A 16,250-nucleotide genomic window follows, 5' to 3' on the forward strand; every position below is an offset into this window, starting at 1 on the left:
TGCTCCTCCTTGCAACGCGGGCTCAAGGCCCAACCAACCGTTCGAGCGAAGACATGGCGACGGAGATGCTCGCTGAGGCGCGAGTTCAAAACCCTAGGATGACACGCGTCCCCGCCGCACAGCCGCATTATACAGCAACGGCAACGTACAAGGATGAGGGGCGTCGGGGGATGCCGCCCCAGCTATCTCACTGCCGAGGATGCGCTCATTGCAGGGAAAATCCGCACGGCGGTAAAGGAGCATTCAAAAAGAAAAAGCCCGGGCGCAGTGGAAACTGCGCCCGGGCGAATGCTTGCCGATCAGACGAGGTCGAAGCGGTCGGCGTTCATGACCTTGTTCCAGGCGGCGACGAAGTCCTTGACGAACTTCTCCTTGGCGTCGGCCTGGCCGTAGACTTCGGCAAAGGCGCGAAGCTGCGAGTGCGAGCCGAAGATCAGGTCGACGCGGGTGCCGGTCCACTTGGCGGCGCCCGTCTTGCGGTCGCGGCCTTCATAGACGCCTTCCTTGCCGGCGGCCGGAGCCCACTGCGTATCCATGTCGAGCAGGTTGACGAAGAAATCGTTCGTCAGTGTCTCGGGACGCGAGGTGAAGACGCCGTGCTCGGGGCTGCCTGCCTTCATCACGCGCAGGCCGCCGACGAGGACGGTCATCTCGGGTCCGGTCAGCGTCAGCAGTTGGGCGCGGTCGACGAGCGCTTCTTCCGGCTTCATGAACTGATGGCGCTTGCCGTTCACATAGTTGCGGAAGCCGTCGACGCGCGGCTCCAGTGCTGCGAAGGAATGCGCGTCGGTCTGTGCCTCGGAGGCGTCCGTGCGGCCCGGCGTAAACGGCACGCTGACGGACTGACCGCCGGCCGCTGCCGCTTTCTCGACGCCGGCTGCACCGGCAAGAACGATCAGATCGGCCAGCGAGATCTTCTTGCCGCCGGTCTGAGCGGCGTTGAAGTCCGTCCGGATGCCTTCGAGAACGCCAAGCACCTTAGCGAGCTGGGCCGGCTGGTTGGCTTCCCAGTCCTTCTGCGGGGCGAGGCGGATGCGCGCGCCGTTGGCGCCGCCGCGCTTGTCCGAGCCGCGGAAGGTCGAGGCGGAAGCCCAGGCTGTGGAGACCAGTTCCTGCACGCCAAGGCCGGTTGCCAGTACCTTTGCCTTCAACTCGGCGATGTCCTTGTCGTCGACGAGCGGATGATCGACTGCCGGGATCACATCCTGCCAGATCAGGTCTTCTGCCGGCACTTCGGGGCCGAGGTAACGCACCTTCGGTCCCATGTCGCGGTGGGTCAGCTTGAACCAGGCGCGGGCGAAAGCGTCGGCGAACTGATCGGGATTTTCGAGGAAGCGGCGCGAGATCTTCTCGTAGATCGGATCGAAACGCAGCGCCAGGTCGCTGGTCAGCATGGTCGGCAGGTGCTTCTTGCCGGCATCATAGGCATCCGGAATGGAGGCTTCGGCATTCTTGGCCTGCCACTGTTTCGCGCCGGCCGGGCTCGTCGTCAGCTCCCATTCGAAAGCGAAGAGGTTTTCGAAGAAGTAGTTGCTCCACTTGGTCGGCGTCTGCGACCAGGTGACTTCGAGGCCGGCCGTGATTGCGTCCTTGCCGACGCCGGTGCCGAACGAGCTCTTCCAGCCGAGGCCCTGATCCTCGATCGCGCCGCCTTCCGGCTCAGCGCCGATGAGGGACGGATCGCCGGCGCCATGGGTCTTGCCGAAGGTGTGGCCGCCGGCGATCAGCGCCACGGTCTCTTCGTCGTTCATCGCCATGCGGGCAAAGGTTTCGCGGATGTCGCGCGCCGAAGCGATCGGATCGGAATTGCCGCCCGGGCCCTCCGGATTGACGTAGATGAGGCCCATCTGTACGGCGCCGAGCGGTTCTGCCAGCTGGCGTTCGCCGCTATAGCGCTCGTCGCCGAGCCAGGTTCCCTCAGGCCCCCAGTAGAGCTCTTCCGGCTCCCAGACATCGGCGCGGCCGCCGGCAAAGCCAAAGGTCTTGAAGCCCATGGATTCCAGGGCGACGTTGCCGGTGAGGATCAGCAGGTCGGCCCAGGAGATGCGGTTGCCGTATTTCTGCTTGATCGGCCACAGCAGGCGGCGGGCCTTGTCGAGGTTGGCGTTGTCAGGCCAGCTGTTCAGCGGCGCAAAACGCTGCTGTCCCTGCCCGGCGCCGCCGCGGCCGTCGGTGATGCGGTAGGTGCCGGCGCTGTGCCAGGCCATGCGGATGAACAGGCCGCCGTAATGGCCGAAGTCGGCCGGCCACCACTCCTGCGAGTCGGTCATCAGCGCGTGAAGATCCTGTTTCAGCGCGTCGAGATCGAGCTTCTTGAACTCTTCGGCATAGTCGAAGGCCTTGCCGAGCGGGTCGGCGCGGCCGGAGTTGTGGTGAAGAATCTGCACGTTCAGCTGGTTCGGCCACCAGTCGCGGTTCGACCGGCCGGCTGGAGCCTTGTGATGTGCAACAGGACATTTGCCTGTGCTGTCAGTGGGGTTGTCCATGATTGTCTCCTTCATTGCTTGATCTGTCTGCCGTTCAAACGTTGAGCCGAGTGGGCGCCCCGCTCTTCCTTGCTGTCTTCATATCGGAAGCATATGATAATTTTAAGTTGGATTTACTGATTGCTGCGATAAGCTGATCTTATGAAGAACCTGACCCTGAAACAGCTGCGTTATTTTGAAGCCTTGGCCAGGGATGGTCGTTTCCGGCGCGCTGCCGACGCTTGCGCCATCTCCCAGCCGGCACTCTCAATGCAGATCAAAGAACTTGAGCAGGAGTTGGGCAGCGAGCTTTTCGAGCGCAGCGCGCGTGAAGTAAAACTGACCGCCTTCGGCCAGACCTTCGCTCTCAAGGTCCGCGAGATTCTCCGCGGCGTGGACGAACTGGGGGAGCTGGCGCGCACCGCGCGCCACTCCTTCCTGACGCGGCTGCGCATCGGCATCATACCGACCATCGCGCCTTATCTGCTGCCGATTATCATAAACGATCTGAACAAAACTTTCGCCGGAATTCAGATCGAGGTGCGCGAGACGCAGACGGCAAAACTTGTTCAGGAGCTGACTCAAGGCCAGCTGGATACGGCAATCGTTGCCTTGCCCGTGTCGGAGCCGTCGCTGACCGAGCTTGAGCTCTTCAAGGAAGAATTCGTGCTGGTGCGGCGGCCCGAAGAGGAGGGCAAGCCGGTGCCCGAACGCGAGGCGCTGCGCGAAATGCGGTTGCTGCTGCTCGAGGAGGGCCATTGCTTCCGCGATCAAGCCTTGTCGTTCTGCAAGATAGGCTCGGCCCGCCCGCGCGAGGTCATGGAAGGCAGTTCGCTCTCCACCCTGGTCCAGATGGTCAGCGCCGGGATCGGCATCACCTTGATCCCGGAGATGGCCGTTCCAGTGGAAACGCGCTCGGCGCATGTTTCGATCTCCCGCTTCCAGTCGCCGCAGCCGTCGCGAACGATCGGCATGGTCTGGCGCAATTCGACCCCCATGGCCAAACAGCTGCTGCAGGTTTCCGAGGCCGTTCGGCGATCGGCCGACATCATGCGCGAACGGCAGCTCGCACGGTGATGGACCTGATCATATTCTGCCTCAGGAGCGGCGCTTGAACGTATGCTCGGCTGCCGGAAATTTTCGCGATCGCACCTCGTCGGCATAGGCCGCGGCAGCCGCTGCAATCCTCTTGCCGAGTTCGTCGTAGCGTTTGACGAAACGCGGGGTGAAATCATTGAACAGCCCCAGAATGTCGTCGGATACCAGAACCTGGCCGTCACAAGCGGAGGATGCGCCGATGCCGATGGTCGGTATGTGGATGGCTGACGTCACCTCCCGGGCGAGCGGCTCCACCGTGCCTTCGACGACGACGGCAAAGGCACCCGAGCCGCCGATGGCATGCGCGTCGCGCCGGATCTTTGAAGTCTCGTGTTCAGTATGGCCGACGGAGCGATAGCCTCCCGCGGTTTGGACCTGCTGCGGCATCAAGCCGATATGCCCCATGACCGGGATGCCTCGCTTCGTCAGAAAAGCGATGGTCTCGGCCATCTCCTCGCCGCCTTCAAGCTTGACGGCATCGCAGCCGGTTTCCTGCAGGATGCGCACCGCATTGCGGAAGGCCACCTCCTTCGATTCCTGATAACTGCCGAACGGCATGTCGACGACGACGCAGGCTTTGGCGACGCCGCGCATCACCGCCTTGCCATGGGCAATCATCATGTCGAGCGTAACGCCGAGGGTGGCCTCCATGCCGTAGAGCACCATGCCGAGCGAATCTCCGACCAGCAGCAGGTCGCAATGCTCATCGAGCAGGCGCGCCATCGGCGTCGTATAGGCGGTCAGGCAGACGATCGGCTTACCGCCCTTCATGGCTGAGATGCGGGTCGGTGTCAGGCGCTTTTGAGATCCGATGGCGCTCATTTCGTCACTCCCTTTCCCGGCTTGCCCTTCCCGCCGATAACTCGGTCGACCCGGTTGTCGCGCACGACCCGATTGTCGAGGAGCCGCGTTGAGCCGAACCGAACAAAAAGCGCCACGACGACAGGCTCTTCGATCGAGCCGACCGGCTCCAGGGTCGAGGCATCTCTGACGGCGACGACTTCGGGCTCTGCCAGAGGCTCGCGACCGAGAAATTCTGTGAGCTTTGCTTCCAATACCTTGGCATCCGTGAGGCCGTCGGCAATCAGGCGCTCCCCTTCGTCGAGGGTCTGCGGAACGATTGCTGCGGCACGACGCTCCTCGGGACTGAGATAGACATTGCGCGACGATAATGCGAGGCCGTCGGCATCTCTGACGGTCGGCACCGATATTACCCGCACCGGCACCGCCAGATCATCCACCATGCGTTTGATGATGACGACCTGCTGGTAATCCTTATCTCCGAAATAGGCGGTTTGCGGCTGCACGATATTGAAGAGCTTGGAGACGACGGTGGCGACGCCGGCGAAATGCCCGGGCCTAACCGCGCCTTCGAGTTCGCGGCCGAGATCGGGGACGTCGACCACGGTTTTCATCGGGCGCGCATACATGTCCGCGACGCCGGGAGCGAACAGGAAATTGACGCCGGCCTGCTTGAGCATGGCCGAATCGCGCTCCAAATCGCGCGGATATTTGCTGAGATCTTCGGCCGGGCCGAACTGCAGCGGATTGACGAAGATCGAGACGACGACGAGATCGTTCTCGGCCCGGGCGCGCGAGACGAGCTCCATATGACCGGCGTGGAGATAGCCCATCGTCGGCACCAGGCCGACGGTTCGTCCCTGGCGCTTCAGCGCATCGAGCGTGTGGCGCAGCTCGTCAATGCTCGAGAAAACCCGCATATATCCTCCCCGCGGCCGGTCACTCATCTTGGGCGCGGATAAGAAGTGTAATCGATGCTGGAGGTCAATGCATATTCCGCGATAAAAACGATTAGATGCAATGGCCAGCCGATAAGGCCGGCCTATATCCGCCCGGAAATGACAGCTTGCAGCGGGGCTGGCAATATGCGAGCCGCAACGCTATTGCCCTATCCGTCAAGATACCATCACAGTCGGTCGCTATTGGAGAATGCATGGAACCCTGGAAGACCAGCCGCGGGCCGATTGCGGCAACCGAGCTCGACCTCGAGAAGGCAAACGCGATCAACACGCTGTTGATCCGGCCGGCCGGCGTGCTTCCGACCAAGCCCGGAGATCCGATCCTCCCTTTTGCCGTCGGCCTCTTCAACGAATTGCGCCCGCTCCTGAAGCCCGACGCGGGCGTGACGACGCTGAGACGCGCGACGGCCGCTTATGTCCATTGCCGGCGCTACTATTTCGCCAGCGCCCAGCCCGATTCCATGCGTCATGGCGTGGACGGCGAACCCGTCGAGCCGCTGTCGTCGGAAGACCGGCTGGTCGCGCAAAAACGCTTCCTCAGCCTCAAGCAGAATACCGGCAAGGCCGAAGCTCCCGAGCAGCCTGCGCCGGTTCCCCCTCCCCTGTTGAGCAAGAACGAACAGATTCGCGCAGCCCTTCTTAATAGGAAGAGTTCGTCAGCCAGAGCGGGATGAGGCGTCGTCTCCATTTGCAATGGAGGAATAGTAACCTGCTATTATTTTGCAGGGACAAATATCTGCGATACAACTCCAGTCGGCAAAACCTTCGCGTCTGTCTCAAGTATATTTTGCTTTACATACCATTAATGCAATTGCGCTAAATTTAGCATCAGCCAGAAACTTCCTCCGGACTTGCTAGAACGATGCGTCTCCTGATTGCAGCTTCCCTCTTCGCATTGGCCGCAGTCCAGTCCGGCGCGGCCGCCGATCTTTCCGCCTATAAACGGCCGCTGACCGTGCCTTTCGAAGGGGTGACGGCTTATTCCCCTCAACTGGCGACGCTCGGCAAGATGCTGTTCTTCGATCCCAGGCTTTCCGGCAATAAGAATATGACCTGCGCCAGCTGTCATAACCCGTCCTTCGGCTTCGAGACGCCTGTGAAGACGCCGATCGGCGCGGCCAATACCGCGCTCGGGCGCCAGGCACCGACGGTTCTGAACGTTGCCTGGGTCTCGCCCTTCTTCTGGGACGGCCGCGCGCCGAACCTGGAGCAGCAGGCGGCGGGCCCGATCACCGCTGCCGCCGAAATGAACGGCAAGCTCGACGACGCCGTCACCGAAATGCAGGATATACCCGATTACAAAAACTGGTTCGGCGAGGTCTTCCCGGACAAGGGGATCAGCAAGGAGACATTGCTGACGGCGATCGCTACCTATGAGCGGACGGTGGTTTCCAACTGGTCGCCCTTCGACCGCTGGGTTGATGGCGACGAGAAGGCGGTCTCCGACAGCGCCAAGCGGGGCTTCGAGCTGTTTACCGGCACGGCCGGCTGTTCCGCCTGCCATTCCGGCTGGAATTTCACCGACAACAAGTTCCATGACATCGGCCTGCCGAGCGACGATATCGGCCGCTACAAGATCGATCCGAGCAGCCCCGGCAATAAATATGCCTTCAAGACGCCCGGCCTGCGCAACACGCTCTACCGTGGTCCCTATATGCATGACGGCAGCCTGAAGAGCATGGACGAGGTGATCACCCATTATGAAAGCGGCGGCGTCAGCCGCCCGTCGCTCGATCCCGACATGTCGGCCTTTCTGCTGACGGATCAGGAGCGCAGCGATCTGATCGCTTTTCTCGGAACCTTGACCGCCGAGAAGCAGGACATCCCCCTTCCGACGCTGCCGAACTGAGGTGCAGGCGATGACACTCTCCATACGCATGCAGATTCTCGTGCCCATGGTGGCGACCATCGTCGTCGGCTTCGGCAGCGCATTCCTGATCGGCTACCAATCGGTCACCGGCCAGACCCGGGTTGCCGCGGTGGTGCAGGAGGCGGTGAACGCCAAGCTGGCTTCCGCCCATATCGAACAGCAGTTCAGGCAAGCGACATCGGTCGTCGACCGGGTGCTGTCGATGACCAATTTCGTCTCTGCGGCTGAGGTCAAGACCGAATTCGACGAGAGCAACGGCGCGCTGACGCAATCGCTCGACGAGCTCGGCGGCATCGATCTTGCGACTTCGCTGACCGAGGGCGTGCGCTCGCTGCGCCAGGCGCATGATGTCTGGGAAAAAGACGTCAAGGTCAGCCTCGGCCTGCAGCCGGCGGACGAAGTGCCGACCACCGAGAAGCTGGCGCGCTCGCAGCAGGCGATCCTGACCGGGATTGCCGCCGTCAACGCCATCGTCGATAAGATCGCCACCGAGAGCGTCGCCGAAGCCGGCAGTGCGCTGGAGACGAAAATCGAAATCGAATTGGCCCTGGCGGGCCTCGCCGCCATTATCGGCCTCGGCATTCTGATCGCCATCGCCCGGCATGTGTCGCGCCCGATCCAGCGCATCACCCAATCCATGCAGGCGCTCGCGAGCGGCGAAACCGACAAGGCAATCCCCTATGCCGGACGCCGCGACGAGATTGGCCTGATGGCGGGGTCCGTGGAAGTCTTCCGCCAGAATGCCATCGCCCGCACCCGTCTCGAAAGCGAGGCCGAAGAAAACCGGCGGCTGGCGGAAGCAAACCGGCTGGTCGATCAGGAGCAGGCCGAACGCAGCGCGGCCGAGCGGCTGACGGTCGCCACATCGGGGCTGGCGGCCGGGCTGAAGCGGCTCGCGGCGGGCGATCTCGCCTTCAAGCTCTCGGAGCGGTTCGCGCCGGAGTTCGAACCGCTGAGGCATGACTTCAACGCTTCCGTCGAGCAGCTCGGCGGCACGCTGCTTTCCGTCTCCGAAAGCGTGTCGATCATCAATTCCGGCACCCGCGAGATCAGTAACGGCTCCAACGAGCTCTCCGGCCGCACCGAGCGGCAGGCGGCGACGCTGGAACAGACCGCTGCGGCGCTGAACGCCGTCACCGCCAAGGTCACCGAAGCCTTCGAGATTGCCGAAGAGGCCCGCGGGGTCGCCGACGACGCCAATCGGAGCGCCCTGGCATCGGGCAAGGTTGTGGCCCAGACGGTCGACGCCATGGGCCAGATCGAGGAATCCTCCAGGCAGATCAACAATATCATTGCCGTCATCGACCAGATCGCCTTCCAGACCAACCTGCTGGCGCTGAATGCCGGCGTCGAGGCTGCCCGCGCCGGCGAGGCCGGCAAGGGTTTTGCCGTCGTCGCCCAGGAAGTGCGTGAACTGGCGCAGCGTTCGGCCCAGGCCGCCAAGGAGATCAAGGAGCTGATCGGGCGGGCATCCGCCAAGGTCGCCGGCGGCGTGGAGCTGGTCAACCAGACCGGCGCAGCGCTTGGCGACATCGGCCGCTTCATCGTCGATATCAACCAGCGCATGGAAGCGCTGGCGGGCTCGGCGCGCGAACAGGCCACCAGCCTGTCGGAAGTCAATTCGGCCATGCACCAGCTCGACCAGGTGACCCAGCAGAACGCCGCAATGGTGGAGGAAACCACCGCCGCCAGCGTCACGCTCGCCGGCGAGGCCGAGCGCCTGCGCGAACTGGTCACCCAGTTCGAACTGGGCAGGGCCGAGCCCGGCACGCGACACTATCGCGACGCGGCCTGAACGAGATCTGTTCCCATCTCCGGCCTATGCGCCGGCCCGTCTGAAAACCGGTCCTTTGTCCGCAACAGCGCCATCAGCATCGGGCCGAGCGCGAATTCGCTGCGTTCGGCGCGCTGGGTGAGGTCCCTGAGGTAGCCGCCGGCGGAGTTGATGTGCCCTGCCCTCTGCAGGATGCAGGCCATGACGGTGGCGGCGGTCTCCGGTCCCATCACCGAGGCTGCTTCCTCATAGGCGGAAGGGCTGACGCCCAGCATCGAGCGCACGACGACCGCCGCCATCATCAGATCGCGCCAGCTGGCGATCGTGCCGCCCGGCCCGTAGTCGACGATATCAGGGCAGGCCTGGAGGATCATGCCTAGCGGGAAGGATTTCAATTTCCCGGCATTCGTCCGGACAATGGCCCGCGATCCCTCCCCGTCCTTGCCGGCCATTCCCGGTTCGCGCCTTTCCGGCGCTGCCCTCGGCTGGGGATCCCGGTTCCACTCCTGCCCGGTTTCCAAGCCCGGTTCAGATTCAGCTGTGGATTCGGGATTCGAATTCTGTATGTGGCGCTCAATCTGGGATTCATTGGTGCTCTCTATCTGAATTTTCTCTTGTAATTCCAATGCGTTGATGATTTCGAGGCGGATCGTCTCGAGTTCTTCGAGGATCGGCGCGATGCTTTCGAGCGTCGCCGCTTTCGGGATGCGCTGCAGCAGCACCTGGAACGTGGAAGAGATGCGCTCCCAGTCGCCGGGGATCGCTTCCTCGATGGCCGCGGCAACGAGCTTGGCGATGTCGCGCCGGCAGATGGTCAGCCGCTCCTTCATCCCCCGCAGCACCTGCCGGTCGGCGGCAATGCGTGCGGCGATCGCTTCGATCTCGGCGGCGCGGGCAAGCAGCGGCGCCAGGCTGAAGCCGTAGGCCTCGCCGATGCCGCCTTCCCTGTTCCGCCTGATATAGCGCTTGCCGTTCGGGCTGTCCTTGCGGGAGATGAGGCCGGCCTCTACGAGCACGGCGAGGTGCCGGCGCAACGTCGCGGCGGCCATGCCGCGGGCTCTCAGCGAAAGCTGCATGTTCGAGGGAAAGACCACCAGCCCGCGTTCGCTGGAGAGTTCGTCCTCCGGATAAAAACTCAGCAGCGCATCGAGCACCGTCAACGCCCGGTCGGTCACGTCGAGCCCTGCCCGGGCTTCGCAGACCGATCGGAACAGCCTCCATTTGTTGCGTGTGGTGCCGGCCGCGGTCGCTTCGCCGCGCCGCTGTTTCAGCAGCATGGCAAGCGACATCGGTCGCCGCCCGAAGGGCGTCGTTACAGATTCACTCTCCATTTCCTTCACCTCTCATCAGGCAAAAGAAATCCGCTCACCGAAACGATGCGAGGATAAGAGCGCTGGAGCGTCTTTTACGCGTCTGAAAAGACACGAGTAGCGCTGCAGGACTCTTGACTGGGATTCGTGAAAATGCGATTCTCTGTCTTGCTTAAGGATAGGAGAAGGGCTTCCACGACTCAGGTCGTTTGGGGGCCTTTTTCTTTTGCGGTTTCAGCTCCTTATTTGCTCTCCTCGGCGAGGAATTGCTCATAGAGCGCATCCAGCCTGCTGGAGAGAAATTCCCCGAAGCGGCCGGCATTCTTCGCTTTCATCGAGAGCGAGAACGCCTTGCCGTCACTCTTCATTTCCGCCTGGACGGCTTTGTCCCGCGGCTGCCATTTGACCTTCCCTGCCGCTGCCTGCGTCTTGCGCACCGGCCGGGCGCTCTTGTTCAGCGCCGTGTAGAGCGCTTCGAAACGTTTGTCGGACGGCAGGCGAGGAAACTCGTCCTCGTCCATGACCTTGGCGATATCCGCTGCATTGGAGGCCTTGCCGGCAAGCAGCGAAAGCTCCACCCAGCGTTGACGGCCGATGCCGGGTGCGGGGCCGATCGCCTGGACGACCTCCGGCGAGATGCGATCCATGACCGAAATCATCTTCGAGATCGACGCCGCATTGGCGGCAAGGGCGGTCGCGATGACCTCCCTGTCGTAGCCGAGTTCTTCCAGCCGCCCGGCGAAGAGCGCCCGCTCGATGAAGGTGAGATCGGCCCGGGCCGAATTCTCCTGGCCCTGGGCAATGACATGGGTGCGGTCGTCGATCGACTTGACGACGGCCCTGACATTGCGGCCGAGCTCGCGGGCTGCACGCAGCCGCCGATGGCCGAAGACCACCTGATAACGGCCGTCGATCTTGGTGTGGGGGCGCACCAGAATGGGTGTGTCCTGCCCGCGTGCACGGATTGCCTCGACCAGCGCGCGGAATTCCTCGTCATCTTCCGTCAGGCGGTCCTTGACGAAGGAAGCCTCGACGACATCGGGATCGAGGTCGACCACCGCTTCGCCTTCCAGGAATTTCTCGGCCTGCTTGGCAAGCTCATCCAGCGAGCGGACGAGCGAGCGGCCTGCCCCGCGCATCGGATAGTTCGGCGCGCCTGCATTCTCGTCGGGCATGTCGGCCAGCCCTTCCAGGAGATTCTTTCGTGCCATCGCTTCCTCCGATGTCGGTCAATCAATTGATTCGGCTTGATGAAACCGTGAATTTGTCAGCCGACAAATTCACCGCCCCCATGCCTGATGAATAAGCTCTGCGATCTCCGCGTTGACGGCGTCCATCGCCTCCAGCGCCCGGTCATAGGTTCCCCGGTTCATCGACGAACGCTCGACTTCGTAGAGCGTCTGCTTGGTGATTCCGGCATCCGAGATCGCCGTCGATTTGACCATCTGGTTTCTGAGCATGAACTCATGGAACATGGTCGACATGAAGCCGACCATCTGCGCCTGCGGCACGTCCGTCGGTTCGTAGCGGGTAATGAGATAGCGATACCAGGAGAGGTTCACTTCGGCGCCTGCCGCGCGGATCGGCTTCAGGATGCCGCCGAGCATCAGCAGGAACTGACCCATCGACATGACGTCGAGCATCTGTGGATGGATGGTGATCAGCACGCTGGTCGCTGCCGTCAGCGCCGTCAGCGTGAGGTAGCCGAGCTGCGGCGGGCAATCGATGACGACGACATCGTAGCGGTCTTCGACCTCGGCGAGCGCCCGCGAAATGCGGGTGAAGAAGGTCTTGCCGTCATTGGTCGATTTGTCGGCCATGGCAAGCGGCGTATCGTATTCATATTCCTGCAGGTCGAGATTGGCCGGCACGATATCGAGGCCGGGAAAATTCGTCTTATGGATGATGGAAGAGAGCGGCTTCTTCTCGCCGTCGTAGCGGATCGCTTCATAAAGGGACGAGGCCTGGTCGAATTCCGGCTGGAAGCCGTGCAGTGAGGACAGCGATGCCTGCGGATCGAGATCGACGGCAAGCACGCGGTGGCCGGTCAGCGCCAGATGCTGGGCAAGATGGGCCGCCGTCGTCGTCTTGCCGGAGCCGCCCTTGAAATTGACGACCGCGATGACCTGCAGCTTTTCGTGGCCACGGCGCTGCGGGACATACATGCGGCTCTCGGAGCGGCCGTGGGCATCGAGATAGCGTCTCAGCTCCAGCATCTGCTCGGCGGTATAGGAGCGCCGCCCGGAGGGCGATGTCTGCGGGCAGGGGCCCTTGCCTTCGAGATGCAGTTTCTTCAGCGTGCTTTGCGAGGCGCCGACGTAATTGGCGACCTCCGCCAGCGAGAAGTTGCGCAGCGTCTTCTTCGCATTCGGTGGAAAGCGCTGCACGCTGAGCAGATGGAGCTTCTTTGAAATCACGTCGCCCTGTTCGAGGATCATATCCTCGAAATGCAACGGCGCCTTGTTCAAGGCAGTCAAATTAGCGTTCATCGGCAGCAATCTTTCGGATAACGATTTTCGGGATCAAAAGCCCTTCTAACCGTTATTATCCGCGATTCTCCGATGCCGGCCAAGAATTTTAAGGTTAACGCATATTAACCTTTTCGGTGCTCGTTCAGGCACTTGGCCGATGCTGCATGAAAGGCGGGCGGGACCGAAAGCTTCGGGGTCGGGGGCGCGGAAAACGCGCCCCCGACCACCACCCGGCCGAAGGGGAGGGGGCATTCGGCGGGCTTACTCAAGCGGTGCTTCGCCTGACGTGATCCGCTGCTCGTCGGCGGCAAACAGGTGAACGGCATCATGGATCGGCGCGATCTTCAGAACGTCGCCGGGGGCGGCCCTGATCCGCTCCCGGAAGACGCAGGTGAGTGTCTGTGTGCCCAGCCGGACGATGACGAGCGTTTCCGAACCCGTAGGCTCTACCACCACTGTGGTCACCTCGATGCCGCCGGGGTCGAGCCTGATATGCTCGGGGCGAATGCCATAGGTCACGGCATCGCGCGGGCGGCGCTCGCTCGGCAGCAGCAGGCCGTCGGCGGTTTTGAACCCGTCTTCTCCCATGCTGCCATGGATGAAATTCATTGCCGGCGAGCCGATGAAACCGGCTACGAACAGATTGTTCGGCCGGTCGTACAATTCCAGCGGCGAGCCCGACTGCTCGATCAGCCCGTCCTTCATGACGACGATCTTGTCGGCCATGGTCATGGCCTCGATCTGGTCGTGCGTGACGTAGATGGTCGTCGTCTGCAGCCGTTGATGCAGTTCCTTGATCTCCGAGCGCATCTGCACCCGGAGCTTGGCGTCGAGGTTCGACAGAGGCTCGTCGAACAGGAAGACGGCCGGATCGCGCACGATCGCCCGCCCCATGGCGACGCGCTGCCTCTGGCCGCCCGACAATTGCTTCGGGTACCTTTCGAGAAGGGTCTCGAGACCGAGGATCTTGGCGGCATTGCCGACCCGCTGGTCGATTTCCGTCCTCGGCATGCGTTTCAACCGCAGGGAAAAACCCATATTTTTGGCGACGGTCATGTGCGGGTAGAGCGCATAGTTCTGGAACACCATGGCGATGTCGCGATCCTTGGGCGCAAGCTCGTTGACGACATGCTTGCCGATCTGGATCTTCCCCGAAGTGATGCCCTCCAGGCCGGCGATCATCCTGAGCAGGGTGGATTTCCCGCAGCCCGACGGGCCGACCAGGACGACGAACTCGCCGTCGCCAATATCGACGGATACGCCTTTGATGGCTTTGAACGCGCCGTAATCCTTGCGCGCATTGTTGACCGAAACATGAGCCATAACAGTCCTCCCGAAATCGCCGTCAAAGTCCACTCAGGACCGTTTTGAGATAATCGAGGCCGAGACGCTCGCCCTCCTTGCGTGCAGCGAGATCCTTGCTAGGCCAGCCATAGGCGGCGTCCTCGTGCTCGATCGACAGCGTGCCGTCAAAGCCGGATGCGCGCGCCTGGCGCAGGAATCTCGACCAATCGAGAAGGCCGAACCCCGGCAGCTTGTATTGCCACCAGCCTTTGCCGTGGTAGCCGACGGCCTGCAGGGCTTCTGCATCGATTGCCGTGTCCTTGGCATGCAGGATGGCGATGCGATCCTTAACCGCCTCCATCGCCAGATAGGGATCGACGCCGATGCGGATGAGGTGCGAGGGATCGAATTCCAGGCCGAAACGGCGATCCTCGATCCGGCGGAAAAGCTCCTGCCATCCCTGCGGCGTCGTTCCGATGAAATTATCTCTCGGCCCCGGCCAGTTTTCGATCGCGAAGGTGAGGCCGGTTGATCGCGTTTCTGCGATCAGCCCGTTCGCGAAGTCGGCGAAGTCGTCATAATTGGCGTCTTCGCCGGCGCTATCGTCGCGGCCCGGAAAGATCACGAAGATAGGAACGCCGGCCTCGCCGATCGCCTTGGCAAACTCGGCGGTTCTTGCCCTGAGCTGCCGGCGTTTGTCGCGGTCGGCATCGAGCTGATTGCCGAAATAGGTGATCGACGAGACGAAGAGGCCGCGGCTGCGGGCGAGCGCGACGGCGGCTTCCACCTGGTCGGGCGTTTTGATATGGCCGCCGACATCGATTTCGATGGCGTCGAAACCCGCCGAGGCGGCGAAGTCCACCACTTCTTCAAGCGGGCGGTCATTGAATGTCGAGGTGTAAAAACCGATCTGCACCAAATCCTCCCATCTTCACCAAAATCCGTGGGGCCTGGCCGGCCGTTTCAGCTGTTGAGGCGATCCATGTTTTTGAGCGGCGAACGTGTGCGTTGGGCAGCGTCGGCCGATGCGAGCATCAGGGCTGCCGCCATCGGCATGGCTGCCGCGCCCATTGCGGAGGCATCTTCGCCGAGCGAGGCGCGATGGAGCGAGGGCAGGCTCGTGTCCTCGGCGTCGAGATGTTCGTGCACATAACGCAGCAACTCGTCGACGATGCGGATCGGCAGCCGGCCGCCGACGAGGACCGCGTCGGGATCGACGATCAAGCCGATATGCTTGACCGCGACGGCCAGATGCGCGCTCATTTCCTTCAGCCACTGCGAAACCAGGCGCCTGCCATGCGCATCCAGCGAGAGCAGATCATGCGGAACGCTCACCTCGACCGCGTGGCGGGCAAGAAAATCATAAAGCGAAAACAGGGAGAATATTTCGCCGAGAAGCTGGACCTTATGGGCTTTCTCGTCTCGACCGTCGGCAATGGGAAGCCAGCCGATTTCGCCGCTGAGGCCCATGGCACCGCGGTGACCGTTGCCGTCGAGCACGAGGCCGCCGCCCGGGCAGGCATTGATGGCGATGTAGAAGAAGCTGCTGCTCTCGGCGCCGAGGCCGTAATCGAGCTCGGCAAGGGCTGCGGCATTGGCTTCGTTTTCGATGAAGACTGGATGCTGCGTCAGATTTTCGAGTGCTGCGCGCACATCGAATGCCGTCCATTCCTGATAGGCCTCGGGCTTGCCGAGCAGCGAAATCTCCCCAAGCCAATCCGGCATCGCCAGGCCGATGCCGGCGAGCCGCGCATCGTCGATCAGCCGGCTGCGCTGGAAATGCGAAATCGCATCCGATGTCAGCTGCAGGAATTCCGCCGGCAGGATGAAGCGCTTTTCGTGATGCACGCGGGCGCGGACATTGCCGACGGCATCGACCGCCAGGATCGTCAGATGGTCGCGGTCGATGTTGATGCCGATCGCAAAACAGGCGTCCGGATTGATTTCGAGCTCGATCGCCGGCTGACCCCGCAGCCCATGCCGCCGGCGGGCTTCCATGATCAGACCCTCGTCCAGCAGCCGGTCGACGATGCGGGCGATCGCTGGTTTGGTAAAACCCGTCCGCCTGGCGATTTCGGCGCGTGAAATCGGCGCCTGGCGGTGAATGCAGCGCAGGACGACCGCCCTGTTGTGCTCGCCGGCATCCTCGACATTGGCGCCGGTCAGATCAGGGGACGGCCTGGCGCCGAGTGTCTGGTTCATAGGGTCGAATCCTTCA

Annotated in this window: 13 protein-coding genes; 4 read left to right on the forward strand and 9 right to left on the reverse strand. The window is 62.4% G+C overall.

Annotation, left to right across the window (positions count from 1 at the left end):
• Positions 1-299: 299 nt before the first annotated feature.
• On the reverse strand, positions 300-2,486 hold the full coding sequence (katG, locus tag FHX14_RS28355; RefSeq protein ID WP_184380175.1) for a catalase/peroxidase HPI: 2,187 nt from the start codon (positions 2,484-2,486) through the stop codon (positions 300-302).
• Positions 2,487-2,627: 141 nt separating this feature from the next.
• Between katG and FHX14_RS28360 the strand changes: the two genes are divergently transcribed.
• Complete coding sequence (locus FHX14_RS28360; protein ID WP_184380177.1) at positions 2,628-3,542, forward strand: hydrogen peroxide-inducible genes activator; 915 nt, start codon at positions 2,628-2,630, stop codon at positions 3,540-3,542.
• A 21-nt stretch (positions 3,543-3,563) separates the two neighbouring features.
• On the opposite strand, the gene panB is transcribed toward FHX14_RS28360, so the two are convergent.
• Both panB and panC read right to left on the reverse strand, forming a co-directional pair.
• Positions 3,564-4,385, reverse strand: a complete 822-nt coding sequence (gene panB, locus FHX14_RS28365) for a 3-methyl-2-oxobutanoate hydroxymethyltransferase (protein WP_184380179.1) — start codon at positions 4,383-4,385, stop codon at positions 3,564-3,566.
• Positions 4,382-5,284 (reverse strand): pantoate--beta-alanine ligase, encoded by a 903-nt coding sequence (panC, locus tag FHX14_RS28370; protein ID WP_184380181.1) that lies wholly within the window; start codon positions 5,282-5,284, stop codon positions 4,382-4,384. The genes panB and panC overlap by 4 nt, the downstream gene beginning before the upstream one ends.
• A 233-nt stretch (positions 5,285-5,517) precedes the next feature.
• Here panC and FHX14_RS28375 point away from each other — a divergent pair, with 233 nt between their 5' ends.
• The 3 genes from FHX14_RS28375 to FHX14_RS28385 all read left to right on the forward strand — a co-directional run bounded on the left by FHX14_RS28375 (position 5,518) and on the right by FHX14_RS28385 (position 8,988).
• Positions 5,518-5,997 (forward strand): ProQ/FINO family protein, encoded by a 480-nt coding sequence (locus FHX14_RS28375; protein ID WP_184380183.1) that lies wholly within the window; start codon positions 5,518-5,520, stop codon positions 5,995-5,997.
• A 188-nt stretch (positions 5,998-6,185) separates the two neighbouring features.
• Positions 6,186-7,172, forward strand: a complete 987-nt coding sequence (locus FHX14_RS28380; protein WP_184380185.1) for a cytochrome c peroxidase — start codon at positions 6,186-6,188, stop codon at positions 7,170-7,172.
• A gap of 10 nt (positions 7,173-7,182) precedes the next feature.
• Positions 7,183-8,988 carry a methyl-accepting chemotaxis protein gene (locus FHX14_RS28385; protein ID WP_184380187.1) on the forward strand — a complete coding sequence of 602 codons (1,806 nt, stop codon included), beginning with the start codon at positions 7,183-7,185 and terminating at the stop codon, positions 8,986-8,988.
• Here FHX14_RS28385 and repC read toward each other — a convergent pair.
• From repC to FHX14_RS28415, 6 genes are all read right to left on the reverse strand, one after another.
• Positions 8,970-10,298 carry a plasmid replication protein RepC gene (repC, locus tag FHX14_RS28390; RefSeq protein ID WP_184380189.1) on the reverse strand — a complete coding sequence of 443 codons (1,329 nt, stop codon included), beginning with the start codon at positions 10,296-10,298 and terminating at the stop codon, positions 8,970-8,972. The genes FHX14_RS28385 and repC overlap by 19 nt on opposite strands.
• 221 nt (positions 10,299-10,519) lie before the next feature.
• The gene (gene repB / locus FHX14_RS28395) at positions 10,520-11,488 is read right to left on the reverse strand and encodes a plasmid partitioning protein RepB (RefSeq protein ID WP_184380191.1); all 969 of its coding nucleotides are present in this window, start codon (positions 11,486-11,488) and stop codon (positions 10,520-10,522) included.
• Between the two features lie 69 nt (positions 11,489-11,557).
• Complete coding sequence (repA, locus tag FHX14_RS28400) at positions 11,558-12,766, reverse strand: plasmid partitioning protein RepA (RefSeq protein ID WP_184380193.1); 1,209 nt, start codon at positions 12,764-12,766, stop codon at positions 11,558-11,560.
• A gap of 243 nt (positions 12,767-13,009) precedes the next feature.
• On the reverse strand, positions 13,010-14,071 hold the full coding sequence (gene ugpC, locus FHX14_RS28405) for a sn-glycerol-3-phosphate ABC transporter ATP-binding protein UgpC (RefSeq protein ID WP_184380195.1): 1,062 nt from the start codon (positions 14,069-14,071) through the stop codon (positions 13,010-13,012).
• A 22-nt stretch (positions 14,072-14,093) separates the two neighbouring features.
• Positions 14,094-14,948, reverse strand: coding sequence for a sugar phosphate isomerase/epimerase (locus FHX14_RS28410; protein ID WP_184380197.1), 855 nt, complete (start codon positions 14,946-14,948; stop codon positions 14,094-14,096).
• A gap of 47 nt (positions 14,949-14,995) precedes the next feature.
• Positions 14,996-16,234: an ROK family transcriptional regulator gene (locus FHX14_RS28415; protein WP_184380199.1), complete on the reverse strand. Its 1,239-nt coding sequence runs from the start codon at positions 16,232-16,234 to the stop codon at positions 14,996-14,998.
• Between the last annotated feature and the right edge of the window lie 16 nt (positions 16,235-16,250).

Origin of the sequence: Rhizobium sp. BK619 (genome assembly GCF_014195245.1) — a bacterium.
GTDB classification, from domain to species: Bacteria; Pseudomonadota; Alphaproteobacteria; order Rhizobiales; family Rhizobiaceae; genus Rhizobium; species Rhizobium acidisoli.